The sequence below is a fragment of the Microbispora sitophila genome, from assembly GCF_014892245.1.
Taxonomy (GTDB): Bacteria; Actinomycetota; Actinomycetes; order Streptosporangiales; family Streptosporangiaceae; genus Microbispora; species Microbispora siamensis.
On the sequence record NZ_JADBGC010000005.1, the window covers coordinates 49504 to 65372 of the forward strand.

At 72.2% G+C, this 15869-nt stretch carries 13 protein-coding genes and 1 pseudogene; 3 read left to right on the forward strand and 11 right to left on the reverse strand.

Annotated features, from left to right (window positions below):
• The first annotated feature begins 11 nt into the window (after positions 1 to 11).
• Together IL992_RS10400 and IL992_RS10405 are read left to right on the forward strand one after the other, a co-directional pair.
• Entirely contained in the window at positions 12 to 1133 is a 1122-nt protein-coding gene (locus tag IL992_RS10400) for an alpha/beta fold hydrolase (protein WP_193203129.1), read from the forward strand.
• Between the two features lie 21 nt (positions 1134 to 1154).
• Complete coding sequence (locus IL992_RS10405; protein WP_193203130.1) at positions 1155 to 3632, forward strand: GMC oxidoreductase; 2478 nt, start codon at positions 1155 to 1157, stop codon at positions 3630 to 3632.
• Here IL992_RS10405 and ligD read toward each other — a convergent pair.
• The gene (gene ligD, locus IL992_RS10410) at positions 3617 to 4816 is read right to left on the reverse strand and encodes a non-homologous end-joining DNA ligase (RefSeq protein ID WP_193203131.1); all 1200 of its coding nucleotides are present in this window, start codon (positions 4814 to 4816) and stop codon (positions 3617 to 3619) included. The two genes, IL992_RS10405 and ligD, sit on opposite strands and share 16 nt — an antisense overlap.
• Positions 4817 to 4978: 162 nt before the next feature.
• On the opposite strand from ligD, the gene IL992_RS48265 reads away from it, so the two are divergent.
• The gene (locus IL992_RS48265; RefSeq protein ID WP_193203132.1) at positions 4979 to 6370 is read left to right on the forward strand and encodes a cytochrome P450; all 1392 of its coding nucleotides are present in this window, start codon (positions 4979 to 4981) and stop codon (positions 6368 to 6370) included.
• Here the strand turns inward: IL992_RS48265 and IL992_RS48270 are convergent.
• From IL992_RS48270 to IL992_RS10465, 10 genes and pseudogenes are all read right to left on the reverse strand, one after another.
• Positions 6355 to 8679 carry a DUF4132 domain-containing protein gene (locus tag IL992_RS48270; protein ID WP_193203133.1) on the reverse strand — a complete coding sequence of 775 codons (2325 nt, stop codon included), beginning with the start codon at positions 8677 to 8679 and terminating at the stop codon, positions 6355 to 6357. The two genes, IL992_RS48265 and IL992_RS48270, sit on opposite strands and share 16 nt — an antisense overlap.
• Before the next feature lie 2 nt (positions 8680 to 8681).
• Positions 8682 to 9062, reverse strand: coding sequence for a hypothetical protein (locus IL992_RS10425; protein ID WP_226872699.1), 381 nt, complete (start codon positions 9060 to 9062; stop codon positions 8682 to 8684).
• 106 nt (positions 9063 to 9168) lie between these two features.
• Entirely contained in the window at positions 9169 to 10119 is a 951-nt protein-coding gene (locus IL992_RS10430) for a DUF2332 domain-containing protein (RefSeq protein WP_193203135.1), read from the reverse strand.
• A 50-nt stretch (positions 10120 to 10169) separates the two neighbouring features.
• On the reverse strand, positions 10170 to 11180 hold the full coding sequence (locus IL992_RS48275) for a sugar phosphate isomerase/epimerase family protein (RefSeq protein ID WP_319018463.1): 1011 nt from the start codon (positions 11178 to 11180) through the stop codon (positions 10170 to 10172).
• Positions 11177 to 11992 carry a GntR family transcriptional regulator gene (locus tag IL992_RS10440; RefSeq protein ID WP_193203136.1) on the reverse strand — a complete coding sequence of 272 codons (816 nt, stop codon included), beginning with the start codon at positions 11990 to 11992 and terminating at the stop codon, positions 11177 to 11179. The genes IL992_RS48275 and IL992_RS10440 overlap by 4 nt, the downstream gene beginning before the upstream one ends.
• Before the next feature lie 57 nt (positions 11993 to 12049).
• The gene (locus IL992_RS10445; protein WP_319018464.1) at positions 12050 to 13234 is read right to left on the reverse strand and encodes an RNA-guided endonuclease InsQ/TnpB family protein; all 1185 of its coding nucleotides are present in this window, start codon (positions 13232 to 13234) and stop codon (positions 12050 to 12052) included.
• Positions 13227 to 13499, reverse strand: coding sequence for a helix-turn-helix domain-containing protein (locus IL992_RS46005; protein WP_226872700.1), 273 nt, complete (start codon positions 13497 to 13499; stop codon positions 13227 to 13229). Before IL992_RS46005 ends, IL992_RS10445 begins: the two co-directional genes overlap by 8 nt.
• Positions 13500 to 13876 (reverse strand): annotated as a pseudogene (gene tnpA, locus IL992_RS10455) (IS200/IS605 family transposase). It lies immediately after the preceding gene.
• Between the two features lie 97 nt (positions 13877 to 13973).
• Positions 13974 to 14738: a 3-oxoacyl-ACP reductase FabG gene (fabG, locus tag IL992_RS10460; RefSeq protein ID WP_193203138.1), complete on the reverse strand. Its 765-nt coding sequence runs from the start codon at positions 14736 to 14738 to the stop codon at positions 13974 to 13976.
• A 9-nt stretch (positions 14739 to 14747) separates the two neighbouring features.
• Positions 14748 to 15749 carry a phosphotransferase enzyme family protein gene (locus IL992_RS10465; protein WP_193203139.1) on the reverse strand — a complete coding sequence of 334 codons (1002 nt, stop codon included), beginning with the start codon at positions 15747 to 15749 and terminating at the stop codon, positions 14748 to 14750.
• Between the last annotated feature and the right edge of the window lie 120 nt (positions 15750 to 15869).

Genomic DNA, 15869 nt, shown 5'->3' on the forward strand with positions numbered 1-15869 from the left:
AAGGCGATCGGATGGAACACCGCATACCCCGGTTCACGCTCGACGGCGTGCGGGACGCCGAGGTCACGGTTCATCCGTTCGCCACCGAGGACGAGCTGGGGTTACAGCTCACCCGGTTCCGCCGCGACGACACGCCGGCGCAGGGGGCGCCGGACGACGTCGTGCTGCTCGTGCACGGACTGACCTCGTCGAGCGACATGTTCATCATGCCGGAGCAGACGAACCTGGTCGGGTTCCTGCACGACAGCGGGTTCGGCGACGTGTGGACGCTGGACTTCCGGATGAGCAACAGGTTCCCGTACACGATGGAGACCCGCAGGCACACGCTGGACGACATCGCCCAGTACGACCACCCGGCAGCACTGCGCGAGATCCGCCGCCACGTGGGGGCGCGGCGGATCCACGTGGTGGCCCACTGCCTGGGGTCGGTGACCTTCCACATGAGCCTGTTCTCCGGAGCCGTGAGCGGGATCGCCAGCGTGGTCGCCAACAGCGTCGCGCTGACGCCCCGGGTGCACCCCTGGGCCCGCCTCAAGCTCGCCCTCGGCCCCGCGCTGCTGGAGTACGGCACGGGCCTGTCCTACCTGGACCCGCGGTTCAGGGACGCGCCTCCGCTGACGCGGCGGTGGCTGCTGGCCCGGGCCGTCTCCTTCTTCCATCCGGAGTGCCGGGAGGCGGCCTGCCACATGCAGAGCTTCATGTGGGGCAGCGGCAGGCCCGCGATGTACCGCCACCGCAACCTGACGCCGAGCACGCACCTCCACGAGCGGCTCGCCGACCTCAACGGCGCCTGCGACCTGCACTACTACCGGCACGTGCGGAAGATGGTGGCCGCCGGGCGGGCGGTGAAGTACGACACCGGCGACCCGCGGTACGCCGCGCTGCCGGACGACTACCTGGTCAACGCGGCCGAGGTCGACACGCCGATCCTGTTCCTGACGGGCGACCACAACGACGTCTTCACCGACTCCAACATCGTCTGCCACCGCGTCCTGTCCAAGGCGGCGCCGGGGCGGCACGAGCTGCGGATTCTGCCCGGGTATGGGCACATCGACCCCCTGATCGGGGCGAACGCGCACCGGGACGTCTTCCCGCACATCCTTGACTTCCTGAAGCGACACAGCGGTCGCTGACGCGACACCGAAAGATCACTTATGGAACACGTCGACGCGGTCGTGGTCGGTTCGGGTTTCGGCGGCGCGGTCGCCGCCTACCGCCTCGCCGAGGCGGGGTTGTCGGTGGTGGTGCTGGAGCGGGGCAGGGCGTACGCGCCGGGGGACTTCCCGCGCGGCCCGGCCCAGCTCGGCCGCGCCTTCTGGGACCCGGCCGAGGGCCTGTACGGGATGTTCGACATCTGGAGCTTCTCCGACTGCGACTCGGTGGTCGCCAGCGGCCTCGGCGGCGGCTCGCTCATCTACGCCAACGTCATGCTGCGCAAGGACGAGGACTGGTTCGTCCACGAGCAGGCGCTGCCCGGCGGCGGCTACGAGTCGTGGCCGGTGACCAGGGCCGACCTCGATCCGCACTACGACGCGGTCGAGCGCATGATCGGCGTGTCGCCCTACCCGCTGAGCCATCCCGGCTTCGACGACACGCTGAAGACGCTCGCCATGCGGGACGCGGCGGCCGAACTGGGACTCGACTGGCGGCTTCCGCCGCTGGCCGTCAGCTTCGCGCCGTCGCCCGGGGCGGAGCCCTGCCAGGGCATGCCGATCGCCGGGCCGGCGTACGGCAACCTGCACGGCGTGCCGCGCCGTACGTGCCGGCTGTGCGGCGAGTGCGACCTCGGCTGCAACGACGGCGCGAAGAACAGCCTCGACCACACCTACCTGTCGGCCGCCCGGCACCACGGGGCCGACCTGCGTACGCTGCACGAGGTGCGGCGCATCAGGCCGCGCGTGGGCGGCGGCTACGACGTGCAGTACGTCGAGCACATGCCCCGCGGCGACGAGGCGGGCGAGGAGGCCGACGGGCTGCCGCGGTGGACCGGGCCGCACACGATCAGCTGCGACCGGCTCGTCCTGGCCGCCGGCACGTACGGCACGTCCTACCTGCTGCTGAAGAACCGGGCGGCCTTCCCGGGCCTGAGCGGGACGCTCGGCACCCGCTTCTGCGGCAACGGGGACATGCTGGCGTTCCTGCTGCGGGCCACCGACCGGAGCAGGACCCGGCCCATCCGGGCGAGCCGCGGACCGGTCATCACCAGCGCGATACGCCTCGACGACGGCGCGGACGGGCGCGGCGCCTACATCGAGGACGGCGGCTATCCCGAGTTCGTCGACTACCTGGTCGAGGGCGCGGACATGGGGCCCGGCCGGATCGCCCGGTTCCTGCTACGGCGGCTGCGCAACGTCCTCACCCACGACACCAACCTGTCGGCGGAGTTCGCCGACCTGATCGGCCGGGGCGAGCTGTCGGGCACCTCGCTGCCGCTGCTCGGCATGGGCCGTGACGTCCCGGACGGGAGGCTGCGCCTGCGCGACGGCCGCCTCGACGTGGACTGGACGGCCGAGACCAGCGAGGACTACTACGAGCGGCTGCGCGCGATCATGCGCAGGATCGGCGACGTGCTCGGCGCGGAGTACGTGGACAGCCCGCCGTGGTGGCGCAGGCGGGTCATGACCGTGCATCCGCTGGGCGGGGCGCCGATGGGCCGCCATCCGGGCGAGGGGGTCTGCGACGCGTACGGGGAGGTCTTCGGCTTCCCCGGGCTGTACGTCGCGGACGGCGCGGCCCTGCCGGGGCCGGTCGGCGCCAACCCGTCGCTGACGATCGCCGCGCTCGCCGACCGCATGAGCACCCGGATCCTGGAGACCCGCGCGTCCCTCGCGGCATCCGCCGTGGAGTTGTCCGCCGCGCCGCCGATCCAGGTGGGGGCGCAGGCCGTGCCGGTGGGCACGGCGGCGGCGCGGCCGGAGGCGGTGGATACGGTGGATACGGTGGGAACGCCGGAAACGCAGGCCCGCCCGGAGGCGCCGTCCGCCGTCTCCGGCCGCCGGCCCTTCGCGGCCGGGCCCGCGGACGAGCCGAGCGTGTTCGAGGGCCGGACCTCGCTGTGGTTCGTCGAGGAGATGCGGGGGCTCCTGATGCCCGGCCCGCCCGGCCGTGCGACCCGCGGGAGTGCCGGAGGGTTCCCGTTCGCCTTCCGCCTCACGATCACGATCGACGACATCGGCCGTTTCCTCACCGAGCCCGAGCACGAGGCCAGGGCGGAGGGCTGGATCGAGGCCGACCTGTGCGGGGGCAGGCGGCCGCTCGCCCGGGGTTCGTTCAACCTGTTCGTCCCCGGGGAGACGGCCGGGCAGCGGCGCATGTGCTACCGCCTGCACTTCTGGGACGCCGACGGCCGCCCCCGCACGCTGGCCGGGCACAAGGAGATCCTGCCGGGCGCGCCGACCCGCCTGTGGCTGGACACCTCCACCCTGCACGCCCGCCTGCTGGAGGGGCACGTCGAGGAGGACGGGGACGAACACGCCGCCGTGGTCGCCGCGGGGACGTTGCGCATCCTGCCGTCCGACCTCGTGCGGATGCTCACGACCTTCCGTACGGCGGGGCCGGACGGCGCGGCGGCCGTGACCCGCTTCTGCCGGTTCTTCCTCGGCGAGCTGTGGGACGTCTACGGCCCGGGCTGATCCCTGCCGTAGGGGTCGTAGTCGACCTCCAGCGGTTCCTGGCCGGGCCGATCGGGCTCGGGGACGTGCCGGAGGTTGACCCGGATCCTGGTCCAGGTCGAGCTGCGCCCGCGCATCGAGTCGACCAGGACGTCGGCCGGCTGCAGGAGGCGGGCCACCTCGGGGTGGCGGGCCTTCCACCGTTCGAGCCCGGTCATCGCCTCGTCCCGCGTGGCGGCCCTGGCGATCTCGACGAGCGGCATGACGGACTGACGCCGCCCCTGCCTGGGCGGGGCCGCGGGCCTGTCCGGCCGCGGCCCCTGGGCCTCGGCCAGCTCCAGCAGAGCCTCCAGGGAACCCGCCCGCTCGTCCATCCCGGCCCACGGGTCGCCCGCCTCGGCGTACCGGTCGGGCATCGACGCGAGCGTGAAGTCCTCCGGCCGGCACCCGGGCACCTCGCCCCAGGCCAGCGGGGCCGAGACGAGGCCGGTCGGCCGTACGGAGTAGGCGGAGGCGACGGTGTGGTCGCGGGCGTTCTGGTTGTAGTCCACGAAGACGCCCTGCCGCTCCTCCTTCCACCATCGGCTGGTGGCGACGTCCGGCTCCCTGCGCTCGACCTCCCTGGCCACGGCCTCGGCGGCCCGCCGTACCTCGCGGAAGGTCCAGCGCGGCTCGATGCGGGCATAGACGTGGAAGCCGCGCGAGCCCGACGTCTTGGGCCAGGCGGTCAGGCCGTGCTCCTCCAGCACGTCCCTGGCGACCAGGGCGACCCGGACGATCTGCTCCCAGCCGACGCCGGGCACGGGGTCGAGGTCGATCCGCAGCTCGTCCGGGTGGTCGAGGTCATCGGCCCGCACGGGATGAGGGTTGAGGTCGACGCAGCCCAGATTCACCGTCCACAGCAGGTGGGCGAGGTCCCGGATCACCACCTCCTCCGCCGTGCGGCCGGAGGGGTAGCTCAGCTCGACGACCTCCACCCACTCGGGGCGCTTGGCGGGCGCGCGCTTCTGGAAGAACGCCTCCTTGTCGACGCCGTGCACGAAGCGCTTGAGTATCACCGGCCGGTCGGCCACGCCGCGCACCGCCCCCTCGGCGACCACCCGGTAGTAGGAGATCAGGTCGAGCTTCGTGTGCCCGGACCGCGGGAAGACCACGCGGTCCGGATTCGTGATCTTCACGATCCTGCCGTCGAGCTCCAGCGTCATGCCGCCACACTACGTCCCAGCTCCGCGCCCGTCCGGCGGCACGCGTGGAGCCGGGGCGCTGACATTCGCGGGTGGACGCTCTAAGATCGCCGCCCGTACCCGACATGCGGCAGGAAAGGCAGGCGCAGGCCCTTGATCTCGGAAAGATGGTCCGCGTCGGCCGTGGAAGGGCTCATCTCGTTACCCCTGGAGTCCCTGCTCACCGCTGACTACGAGGCCGATCCCGCGCTCGTCCACGAGCGCCTGCGCGCCCGGTACGGCCCGGTGGCCCCGGTCGACCTTCTCGGCGTGCCGGTCTGGTTCGTGCTCGGCTACGACGAGGTGCTGCACGTCATGCAGAACGCGCGCGACGTGTGGAGCAAGCGCGTGGACAACTGGCGGGCGTACGCGGAGGGGCGCGTTCCCGCCGACTGGCCGCTGCTCGCCCTCCTGCAGGCCGACAACTCGGGTTTCCACGACGGGGAGAGGCACCGGGGCCTGCGCGGCGCCTGGATCGCGGGACTCCGGCCGTTCCAGGAGCCCGGAAGCGAGCAGGCGCAGCGACTGGAACGCGCCATGGTGAGGTACTGCGACGACCTCATCGACGCGATGGCGGAAGGCGGGCCCACCGGGCAGGCCGACCTCGCCGCGCAGTACGGGCGGCCGTTCCCGTTGCTCGTCGCCAACCACATGCTCGGCGTCACCATCGAGCGGGGCGAGGACATGGTGGAGGACCAGTGGCGCCTGCTGGACGGCCCCGACTCCGCCGGGGCGTACCAGCGGTTGTACGCCGCACTCCTGGAACTGGCGACGCTCAAACGGCAGCGGCACGGCGACGACCTGCCGTCGTACATGATCGAGGCGAAGCCGGGCCTCACCGACGAGGAACTCGCCCGCGAGTTGTTCATGCTGTCCGGCTTCCTGGACTTCACCGGCAGCCTGATCTGCAACGTCCTCCTCGAAGTGATCACCGGGCGACTCAGGGAGACCGTGTCGGTCGGCGCGATCGAGGAGGCGGTCAACCGCGTCGCCCTGGCCAACCCGGCGCTGGCCAACCTGACCTTCCGCTACGCCAGGACGGATGTGAAGCTCGGCCGCTTCACGCTCGCGGCCGGCGACCCGGTGATGCTGTCCATCTCGGGCGCGCACGCCGACCCGCGGTTCGCCGACGCGCTCACCCGCGACACCGTCCGCAGCACCCGCGCCCACCTGGCGTGGGGTGCGGGCCCGCACAGGTGCCCGAGCCAGCGGCTGGCCATGCAGATGTCCACGATCGCGGTGCGCCGCCTGCTCGACCGGTTCTCGGCGCTGAAGCCGGCGCTTCCGGCCGACCGGCTTCCCTGGCGTCCCTCCCCCTTCGTACGCACGCTGCGTTCCCTGCCCGTGCACTACGAGCTCAGCCGGAGCTTCCCCGGCACGCCCCGGCCCGAATCCGGCGGTGAGCCGTCCCCACCGGCCCTGAAGGACGGCACGCAGGACGGCGGGGAAAACGGCGGCGACTGGCACCCGAGGTCCGGTCTCCGGGCGTTCCTGCGCAGGCTGCGCCGCAGCGCGGTGAGTCACGGACGGATCTGACGGACGATCGTGGGGTCGGTGATATCGGTGTCGGCGGCGAGCAGGAAGGCCTTGGACACGATGACCGACAACATGCCGCCGTCCTCCTCGAAGGGCAGGAAGACCCGGTCGCCCGATCCCCGCGGAACGATGCACAGATAGGCGTCGTTGGGCTCCATCAGAATGTTGCCCGACCCCAGGTGGATCTTGTACGTACGCAGCTCACCCCGCACCATCAGGAAACGATCCGTCAGCGCGCACCGATCGGCGATCGCCAGCCGCGGCAGCAACCGGGCGAGCGCGTCACGCCGCACCCGGGCGTTCTCCGACAGGTCCCCGAAGCCGTAGGACCGCCAGTAGTCGCCCTGGCCCTCCGGATCCAGTCCTGTCGAGGTGACGCCGACCGCGAGGTCCGCGTCGCGCAGCGCCTCGGAGAAGGTGAGCGCGGGCACCTCCGGCAGCGGAAGGCGCGCGCCGATCGGCGAGGTGAACCAGAGTTCGCCGCTGACGCAGACGGACGCCGTGTTGCCCGCGCCGTCGCGCTCGAACGACTCCTCGTCCAGGTGGAAGTCCCAGTGCGCGGCCAGCCCGCCGGGCAGCTCCCTGGCCGCCTCCGCCTCGTCGGAGCCGTACTCCCAGCCCCAGTGGCCCAGCGACAGCCCGGTCCAGCCGCGCCCGGTCAGCAGCGCCTTGGCCTGGCCGTACCGCAGCAGGTGCCCGGCGAAGCGGCGGGACCGGTCACCGGCCTCCTCCTCGGCGGGGGTGAGCAGGTACACCTCGCGGAAGGCCTGCTTGAACGGCTGTCGCACGCCGATCTCCAGCAGGCGGTCCCGCCAGGCGCGCACCTCGTCCACGGTGTGCGCGATCGGATGCCACAACACGACCTCGTCGTCGGGGCGCGGCCGGACGCGCCGCCCGGCCGGGCCGGCGAGCTCCCAGGCCCCGTCGCCCCGCACCGGGAGTCCGGCCGGGCCCTGCGGCATCTCCCAGATCAGGTTGCGCCCGAAGGAGCCGGTGACGGGGTGGTCGAGGTAGTAGTCGCACACCTCGCTCCAGCACCAGGTCCGCCGGGCGGCCAGCGCGCGCTCGACCCGGAAGCGCTCGGCGGGCACCGCCTTCTTCAGCTCCTTCGCGGTGGCCCGGAACTCGGCCAGGACCTCCCGGTCGACGGTCGTGGGGATGGTCTTGCGGCCGTTGTAGGTGATCGCACCGGTCAGGGACAGCCGCAGCCCCTGCTCGGTGCGCGTGCCGTCGTGATCGAGGCCGAAGGTGGGGACCGTGCGTTCCAGGAGCTGCTCGGAGGAGAGCCCGTTCTGCGCGGCCACCGCCTCCAGCGTGCGGTCCACCAGGGCCAGGATGGTCCTCTTCCGCACCTTGGCCTGGACGCGGGCCAGCTGGGCGACCACCTCGATCCCGCCGCGCCGGGCCAGCACGCCGATGGCGGCGTTGGCCAGCATCTCGCTGCGCGCGTTCGCGCCCGAGCCGCCCATCCCGGTGCCGGTGGTCACGGCGACGTCGCCCAGCAGCCCGGTCACCCAGGGCTCGTCGACGAGTTCACAGGCCCAGACCATGCCGCGCAGCGCGACGGCGGTGCGCTCGCGCAGGAAGACCGTCTCCGTCCACTCCTCGTCCTGGTAGGGATGCCGGATCCGGTGCTCGCGATGGGCGACGAGCCGCCGCAGGACGTCGGCTATCAGCTCGCCGGCCCGCGCGTCGAGGAGCCGGGCCGTACGCGCGAGCCACCTGGCGCTGGGCTTGGACGCGGTGGCCGTGACGCAGTGCCGCAGCAGCGGCAGCGTCTCGGGAGTGCCCAGCCGGGACGCGAACTCGGCGGCCAGCGTCGTCGTGAAGGCGTCGTCGTCCCACAGGACGTTGCGGACGGCGGCGGCGGGGTCGCCGGTCTCCGGTTCGGTGAACAGTTCGGTCAGCCGGTCGCGCAGGAGCGGCCACACCTGTTCGCGGTACTGCCGGAAGCCGTCGGGCACCCAGTGCAGGGCGACCCGCCTGTCGGGATAGGACAGCCGCGCCGTCGCCGCCAGCGGCAGGCGGCAGAGGGCCTCCGCCCCCTCCGCCGACTGGTACGTCGCGTCGCAGACCGTTCGCCACATGCCGCTCACCGTGTCCCCGGACCAGGCGGGCGGGTGGTCGATCACCTGCTGCAGGAGCGCGAGACGGCGCGGGTCGTCCGGGTTGGCGCAGAACCGGGTGTGCGCCCACAGCCCGAAGGTCTCGCTCCGCTCGCCGGGCATCGGCTCATCCCGGGCGAAGACCGCGTCCAGCCGCTCGAACTCGTCCTTGTCGGCCTGGCTCAGGTAGCCCCACGCGTCCACCGTCAGCCTCCGACCAGGGGGACGAGCTTGACGAACGACACCACGGGATCGGCGGTCAGGTCGATCTCCGTGTCGAGGTCCTCGATCTGGCGGTCGCCGACCAGCAGCAGGAAGCCGTTCCGGGCGAAGGCGGCCTCGGCGGCGTCGGCCTGCCTCTCCCAGTCGAGCGTGCGGGTGGTGCGCATGCGGTAGCCGTTCAGCTCCGCCTCGGCGTCCGTCGGCGTGACCAGACCGCGGAAGTACGGCGCGGGAGACGCGTTGTGACGGGCCACTTCCTCACGGACGCGCAGACGCACCAGCTCACGGGCCGTGATCCGGTCGGGCAGGTCCGGAAGGGAGAACTCGGCAAGAGCGCGGCCTGTCGCGGTCTCATCGCGAAACATCACTGACGCCATCGAACGACTCGTTTCCGTGAAGATCAGAATATGGCGCAATTCATAGCAGTGACGGGCGACAAACCAGCCACCCCGCGGCGAGCGGCGGGCGAGGTCACGCGAACCAGATCATCGCCTGCCCGTGCGACAGGGTCCAGGCGAGCGGCGTCCCGTCCAGCGCGAGGACATTGAACAGCGCGGCGCCGGGCGGCTCCGGCAGACCAGGGTGCGGCAGACCACAATGCTGCAGCACATCGGGGGTCTCGTTCGCGATCCAATGCCCCGGCAGCCCGCGGACCACCTCGGCGAACGCCTCCCGCCGCGGCGCCGGCACCTGGTACAGCACCGAGGTGTGGAACACGACCAGCGTGGCGCCTGCCGGGGCCTTCGCGGCCAGGTCCGGCAGGTCGTCCGCCAGGTCGCCGCGCACGAGCAGCGGCGGCTCGGACGCGGCGACGGCCGCCGCCGCCCTCAGCCGGGCCCGCCGCCGCTCGTGCTCCGGCCAGACGAGGGCGTCGAGCCACGCGACGTCGGCGGGATCGGTCACGTCGAGCGGGTTCACATCCAGACCGGCCCGCCACACCACGTCGGGTAGGCGGGCCGGCGGCGCCACTCCGGTCGCGGCGCAGTCCAGGACCGGTTCGCCGGAGCCGACCAGGTGGTCGCCGTAGCGGTAGGCGTACCGGTCGGGGTAGAGGCACAGCCCGGCCGAGGCCCCGACCTCCAGCAGCGCGAGCGGCTGCGGCAGCGCGGCGAGCACCGGCAGCAGCACCGCGCACCGACCGGCCTCGTTCGTCTGCGTGGCCCGGGTGCGCATCTCCGCTTCGACCGCCGGCCAGTTCCCCATGGTGTAGTCGCGGAACGCGGCGGGGTCCTCGACGGGGCCGCCGAGGAACCGTACGACGCCGAACAGCAGGTTCGGCTGCCGCTTCGCCGGCGGGAGCGCGCCGAGCAGCGCGAGCATCTCCCGGTCGCGGGAGACCGCGAGCGCCAGGCGCTCGTACGCCGGAGACACGCCGTGCGCCTCCCGTGCGGCGAACTCGGCGTAATTCGCGGCGGTCGTCATACCGCCATCGTCGTCGAATCCTGCCTCCAACGCGCGATGGTGGGGCGGGATCAGGCGAGGCCTGCGGCGCGGAGGGCCTCGCCGAAGGCGGTGCGGTTGGCCCGCTGGTCGGCGACGGCCCGCGCCAGGGCCTCGGCGTCCGAGGCGCGGAAGGCAGGGACGTCCTGCTCGATCACGATCCAGCCCTCGTAACCCGACCGCCGCAGCTCGGCCAGCACGGCGGGCAGGTCCAGGTCGCCCTGCCCGAGCGGCGGGAAGCCGCCCGCCGCGACCAGGTCCCACAGGTCGCCGCCGCTCGCGCGGATCCGGGCGAGGACGTCCCGGGAGGCGTCCTTGACGTGCACCTGACGGATGCGCGAGGACCATTCGCGGATCGCCGCCACCGGGTTGCCCCCGGCCAGCCACAGGTGCCCGGTGTCCAGGCACAGCGAGACGTCGGTCAGGTCGAGCAGCCGCTCGATCTCCTCAGGCGTCTCCACGTCGGTGCCCAGATGGTGGTGGAAGACGGGTTCCAGGCCGCGGTCGCGGCAGCGGGCCGCCGCCTCACCGATCCGCCCGGCGTACGCGGGCCAGTCGCCGTCGGGCAGGGAGAGCCGGGTGTCGGCCGGCATGCCGGGGCGGGCGAACCGCTCGGGCCGGTCCGGGCAGGCGAGCGTCGGCCGCGGCGCGAAGCGCGGATCGGCCGCCCCGGTCGCCCGTGCGTCCCGTCCGCCCTCCGTGCCGCCGGAACCGGCGCCGAGCGCGGCGTCGCGGGCGGCGGTGAACACGTCGAGAGCGGCGTCCAGCGCGGCCAGGTCCTGGCGGAAGCCGTCCGGGTCGTCGTAGCGGAGGTCCACCCAGCCGCCGGCGAGCCCGAGGCCGTACGCCGCGAGCCGCTCGGGCAGGGTCCGCGCCGTGCCCAGGTAGCCGATCGGCCCGGAGTCGGTGCCGTCGTACCCTGCCTCGCGCATCGTCGCGAGCATCTCCTCCGGCCCCACCGGCGCGCCGTCGGCCCGGTAGACGCCGAAGTTGACGGGCGCGCTCGCCACCCGCACCGCCCAGGGGGCCGCGTGCGCCGTCACCCCGTCACCTCCGGGAAGCGCACGAGCCGGCCCTGCTCGCGGGCGGAGTGCGTGGCGCCGGTCGCGCCGCTCACGTGGACGAGGACACGGGTGCGGTCACCCCGGAAGACGTCCTGGGAGAACTCGAAGGCCCGGCCCTGCTCGTCGGAGGTCGTGCGGGTGATGGCCAGGACCGGCACGCCGGGCTCGACACCGAGCACCGCCGCCTCCTCCTCCCCCGCCGCCACCGCCTCGATGCGTTCGAGCGCGTCGGCGGGGCGCACGCCGTACCGCTCGGCGAGCAGCTCGTAGACCGACCCGCCGAGGGGCTGCTCCAGCAGTCCCGGGAAGCGCAGCGCGGGGAACCGGGCCTGCTCCAGCGAGAGCGGCACCCCGTCGGCGAACCTGATGCGGACGATCTCGGTGACCAGGTCGCCCGGCTGCATGCCCAGGGCCGCGGCGGTCGCCTCGTCGGCGCCCGCGATCGTGGCCCTGACCACCCGCGACCCCGCGGTGAAGCCCTGCTCGCGCAGCAGCGCCGGCACGCCGACCACGCTCGACAGGTCGCGCTCCACCTTGCCGCCGCTGACGAACGTCCCGCCGCCCCTGCCGGGCACCCGGCGCACCGCGCCCGCCTGCTCCAGCAGCCCGAGCGCCTGGCGCAGCGTCGTACGGCTGACTCCCATGCGGGTGGACAGCTCGCGCTCCGAGCCGAGCCGCTGGCCCGGCCGGAGCTCGCCGCTCGTGATGAGCCGAAGGACCTCCCGCCGCACCGCCTCGACCGCGCTCTCGCCATCCGGGTCGCGGGACACCTGCTCACCCTTCCGTCTCACAGGGACGAACCATGACAGAGCGTGACTCCTCCGCTCCCTGAAGGGAGCGGCTTCTCGCTAGGCCGCTTCCGCAGCGTCGCGAAGGGCAAGCCCTGCCCTGAGAATGTTGATCGCCGCGTTCACGTCGGCGTGCGCGGCATGCCCACACGCCCTACAGGCGAACTCGGCTTGGGTGACGCGGTTCTCCTTCGCACAGTGCCCGCAACGCGAGCCGGTGCGGGAGGTGTTGCGGGGATCAACTGCGATCAGCTCGCGACCGGCGCTTTCAGCCTTGTACGCGAGCACACGCAAGAACACCCCCCAACCCGCGTCCAGAATGCTCCGGTTCAGCCCGGACTTGGCCGCGACGTTCCGCCCGGGGGCCTCGATCGTGCCCGAAGCCGAGCGGGTCATGTTCCCGATCCGCAGGTCCTCATGCACGATCACGTCATGGCCGCGAACCAGGGTCAGCGCCGCCTTGTGCGCGGTATCAAGACGTTGGCGGCGGACCTTCGCGTGCAGCGCCGCCACCCTCGCCACCGCCTCACGGTGCCGCTTGGACCCCCGCTTCTTGCGGGCGAGGGCCCGCTGGGCCGCCGCGAGACGTCCCGCGGACGCCTTCAGGTGGCGCGGGTTGGCCAGGGAGTCCCCGTCACTGGTGGTGACGAGCGAGACGACGCCCATGTCGATCCCGGCCGCCGCGCCGGTCGCGGGCAGCGGCTGCGCGGGCACGTCTTCGCACGACAGGATCACGTACCAGCGGGTGCCTTCCCGCTTCACCGCGATCGTCTTCACCCGGCCCTGGACTGGGCGGTGCTGATGCACCCGCACGTGGCCGATGCCCTGCAACCGCACGTAGGTCGCGGTTGGGTGCCCGGGCTGGGAGTCCCACCGGCAGCCGTCGCCGTCCTTCGGCCAGGTCACCGTGTCGAACCAGCCGCGCCCCTTGAACCGCGGGAACCCCGGCGTACGGCCCTCGCGGACCCGCGTGAAGAACGCCGCGAACGCCTTGTCCAACCGCCGCAGCGTGGCCTGCTGAGAGGAGAACGACCACCGGCCCTGACCCTCGGCGTCATCGGCACGGATGTCCGTCAAGTCTGCGGACTGGTCACCGTACCGAACCGTGACGCCCGCCGTGCGGTAGGCGGTGCGCCGGTGCTCCAAGGCGGCGTTGTAGAGCTGCCGGTGATCTTCCAGGCACGCGGCGAGCGCGGCAGCCTGCTTGGCCGTGGGGCGCAGCAGGAACTTGTACGACCTACGCACGGCCACCCACCTTGGGGACGCGCTCGTCCTGCGTCTCGATGTAACGCGAGGAGGACCTCGACCACAGCATGGGCAACCGGGAACGCAGGCGGGCGAACTCGGCGCGCAGGTGGGGGGCCTGCTCTACGTAGCCGATGAACGCCCCACGCTGCCGCGGCCGCTCCAACGCGGTGTTCCACACCGCACGGCAGACATCGCCAACGAGTTCGGCGAAGGTCTCCTGTTCGGAGGTGAACGCCAGCAGGTAGCGGCGGCCGGTCAGCATTCAACGGCCCTTCTGCTGCTCGACGTACCGCTTCACCACGGCCAGGGGCGCGCCGCCGACCGTGGCCACGAAGAAGTAGGAGTTCGTCCACAACGTCGGGAGCCGGGACTTCAGGGAGGGAACCTCCTCATGCAGCACGCGGGACGAGTGACCCTTGATGGCCTTAACCAGCCGGTGCACGCCGTGATGAACGTGGTCGGGCATGACCTCCGTCTGCACCAGCCATGCCCCTTTCTCGTCCATCACCTCGCGGATGAGTTCCTTCAAACGTTCTTCGATCCGGCCGCCCAGTACGCGCCGCCGATACTTGGGCACCACACGACACCGAATGCCCACTGGAAGACGACGTTGCTGTTCGACCACAGGGCTACAGCCACGACAGACAGTATGCGGCTTAGAGCTACCTGATATCTGAGGATCGCGGGGAATGGGCTTATCCACGGCTGATGCCGGATCCCTGCGGCCAAGAACCGATCACAATCCGATCACCGCATCCTGCGATTCGGGCAGGACCTGGCCGCCGTCCACGACGAGCGAGTGCCCGGTGATGAACGCCGCCTCGTCGGTGGCGAGGAACAGGCAGGCGTTGCCGATGTCCTCGACCGAGCCGAGCCGCCGCATGGGGATCGCGGCCTCCATCCCGCGCAGGTAGTCGTCCCCCAGGTCGGCCAGTCCCTCGGTCAGGATGTTGCCGGGCAGGACGGCGTTGACCGTGATGCCCTTCGGCGCCAGCTCGATCGCGGCGGTGCGCATGAACCCGAGCTGCCCCGCCTTGCTGGCGCCGTAGTGCGACCAGCCCGGCAGCCCGGTGAAGGGACCGGTGATGGAGGAGGTGAGGATGACCCGCCCGTGGCCGGACGCCTCCAGCGCGGGCAGGCACGCGCGGACGCAGAGCATGGTGCCCTTGAGGTTGACGCCGAAGACCTCGTCGATGTCGGCCTCGGTCATCTCGGCGAGCTTCTTGTCCGGGAAAATGCCGGCGTTGGCGCACAGCACGTCGACGCCGCCGTGCCGCTCGGTCGCCGTCTCGGCGATGCGCTCGCAGTCCGCGGCCCTGGAAACGTCCGCGACCACGTACGACGCGCCGATCTCGGTGGCGGCGGCCTTCAGCGCCTCCTCGTCCCGCCCCGCGATGAGGACGTTCGCACCGGCGCGGGCGAAGACCCGCGCGATGCCCTTGCCGATGCCCTTGCTGCCGCCGGTGACGACGACCGACCGCCCGGCCACTGGGGTGAACACATGGACTCCTTAGAGTGATCCGCTGAGATAACGCTCGGCCAGCTCGCAGCTGCCCTGGGTGTAGCCGGCGCCGAGTTCCCTGGCGACGTCGGCGGCCGAATGGGAGCCGATCCACGCCACGAGGAGGAGGCGGCGGAACATGATGAACGTCCAGATCTCGGCCTCGTCCTCCTTCGGGAGGTCGAGCACGGACCGGTAGCCGCGCACCCACGACTCCGCCATGTGCGGCACCTCGGGCCGGTGCTCGATGAAGCTGACGGCGGCGCCGAGGTCGTAGAGATACCAGCCGAGGCCGCAGTCGTCGAAGTCGATGACGCTGGTCCCCGCCTGGCCGTCCACGAGCAGGTTGGCCAGGCGCAGGTCGGCGTGGATGAGACCGTAGCGGTCGGGGCCCTTGCCGAACCGCTCCAGCCTGCGGCGCAGCTCGGCCTCCAGCCGGGCGAGCACGTCGTGCGCCTCCCGGTCCACGCCGACGCCGTCCTGCCACCTGCCCCAGCGCGCCTGCGGGCCGAAGGCGGCGTCCAGGTCCCAATGGAACCGGGTGAAGGACGCCGGCCTCGCCCAGGCGCGGGCGTGGCGGTGCATGCGGGCGGTCAGCGCGCCCAGCCGTTCGAACTCCTCCACCAGCCGGTCCTCGGCCGGCTCGGCTCCCGGAAGGAACTCGAACATCACGCAGTGGCGAGGATCGGAGCCCGGTTCCCGCATGGTGACGACGCGCGACCCGTCGCGGGCGGGCAGCACACGCGGCGTGACGATCCCGGCCTCGTCGCGCAGCGCGTCCAGCCAGGCGAGCTCGCTGGCGATGGCCTCCAGCGAGTGGTAACCGAGCCGGTGGACCCGCAGGATCGCCTGGCGCCCGCCGTCGCCGACCGTGAACGTCGCGTTCTCCGAGACGTTCAGCAGCGTTACGGAGGCGTCGGGGGAAACGTCGTAGTGTCGAAGGGCGCGGCGGGCGACCCCCTCGATGCGGGCGAGGACGTCGTCGCCGCCGGACAGGTCGTGGACCTGCATGCGTTCTCCTAAAGGGTCCTGTGGAAGTGTCCGTCAGATCTTCCCCCGCGCGGTGTTTCCCGCTTCACCATGCTCACACCCGCCGTCTTCCTTCGTCGCGCTCTGGTCGCTTCGCTCCCG

Coding starts and splice junctions, on each gene's coding strand:
- IL992_RS10400 (WP_193203129.1), top strand. CDS start 12: ATGGAACACCGCATACCCCGGTTCACGCTCGACGGCGTGCGGGACGCC.
- IL992_RS10465 (WP_193203139.1), bottom strand. CDS start 15,749: ATGCAGGTCCACGACCTGTCCGGCGGCGACGACGTCCTCGCCCGCATC.
- IL992_RS46005 (WP_226872700.1), bottom strand. CDS start 13,499: ATGCTGACCGGCCGCCGCTACCTGCTGGCGTTCACCTCCGAACAGGAG.
- IL992_RS10430 (WP_193203135.1), bottom strand. CDS start 10,119: ATGACGACCGCCGCGAATTACGCCGAGTTCGCCGCACGGGAGGCGCAC.
- IL992_RS10405 (WP_193203130.1), top strand. CDS start 1,155: ATGGAACACGTCGACGCGGTCGTGGTCGGTTCGGGTTTCGGCGGCGCG.
- ligD (WP_193203131.1), bottom strand. CDS start 4,816: ATGACGCTGGAGCTCGACGGCAGGATCGTGAAGATCACGAATCCGGAC.
- IL992_RS10425 (WP_226872699.1), bottom strand. CDS start 9,062: ATGTTTCGCGATGAGACCGCGACAGGCCGCGCTCTTGCCGAGTTCTCC.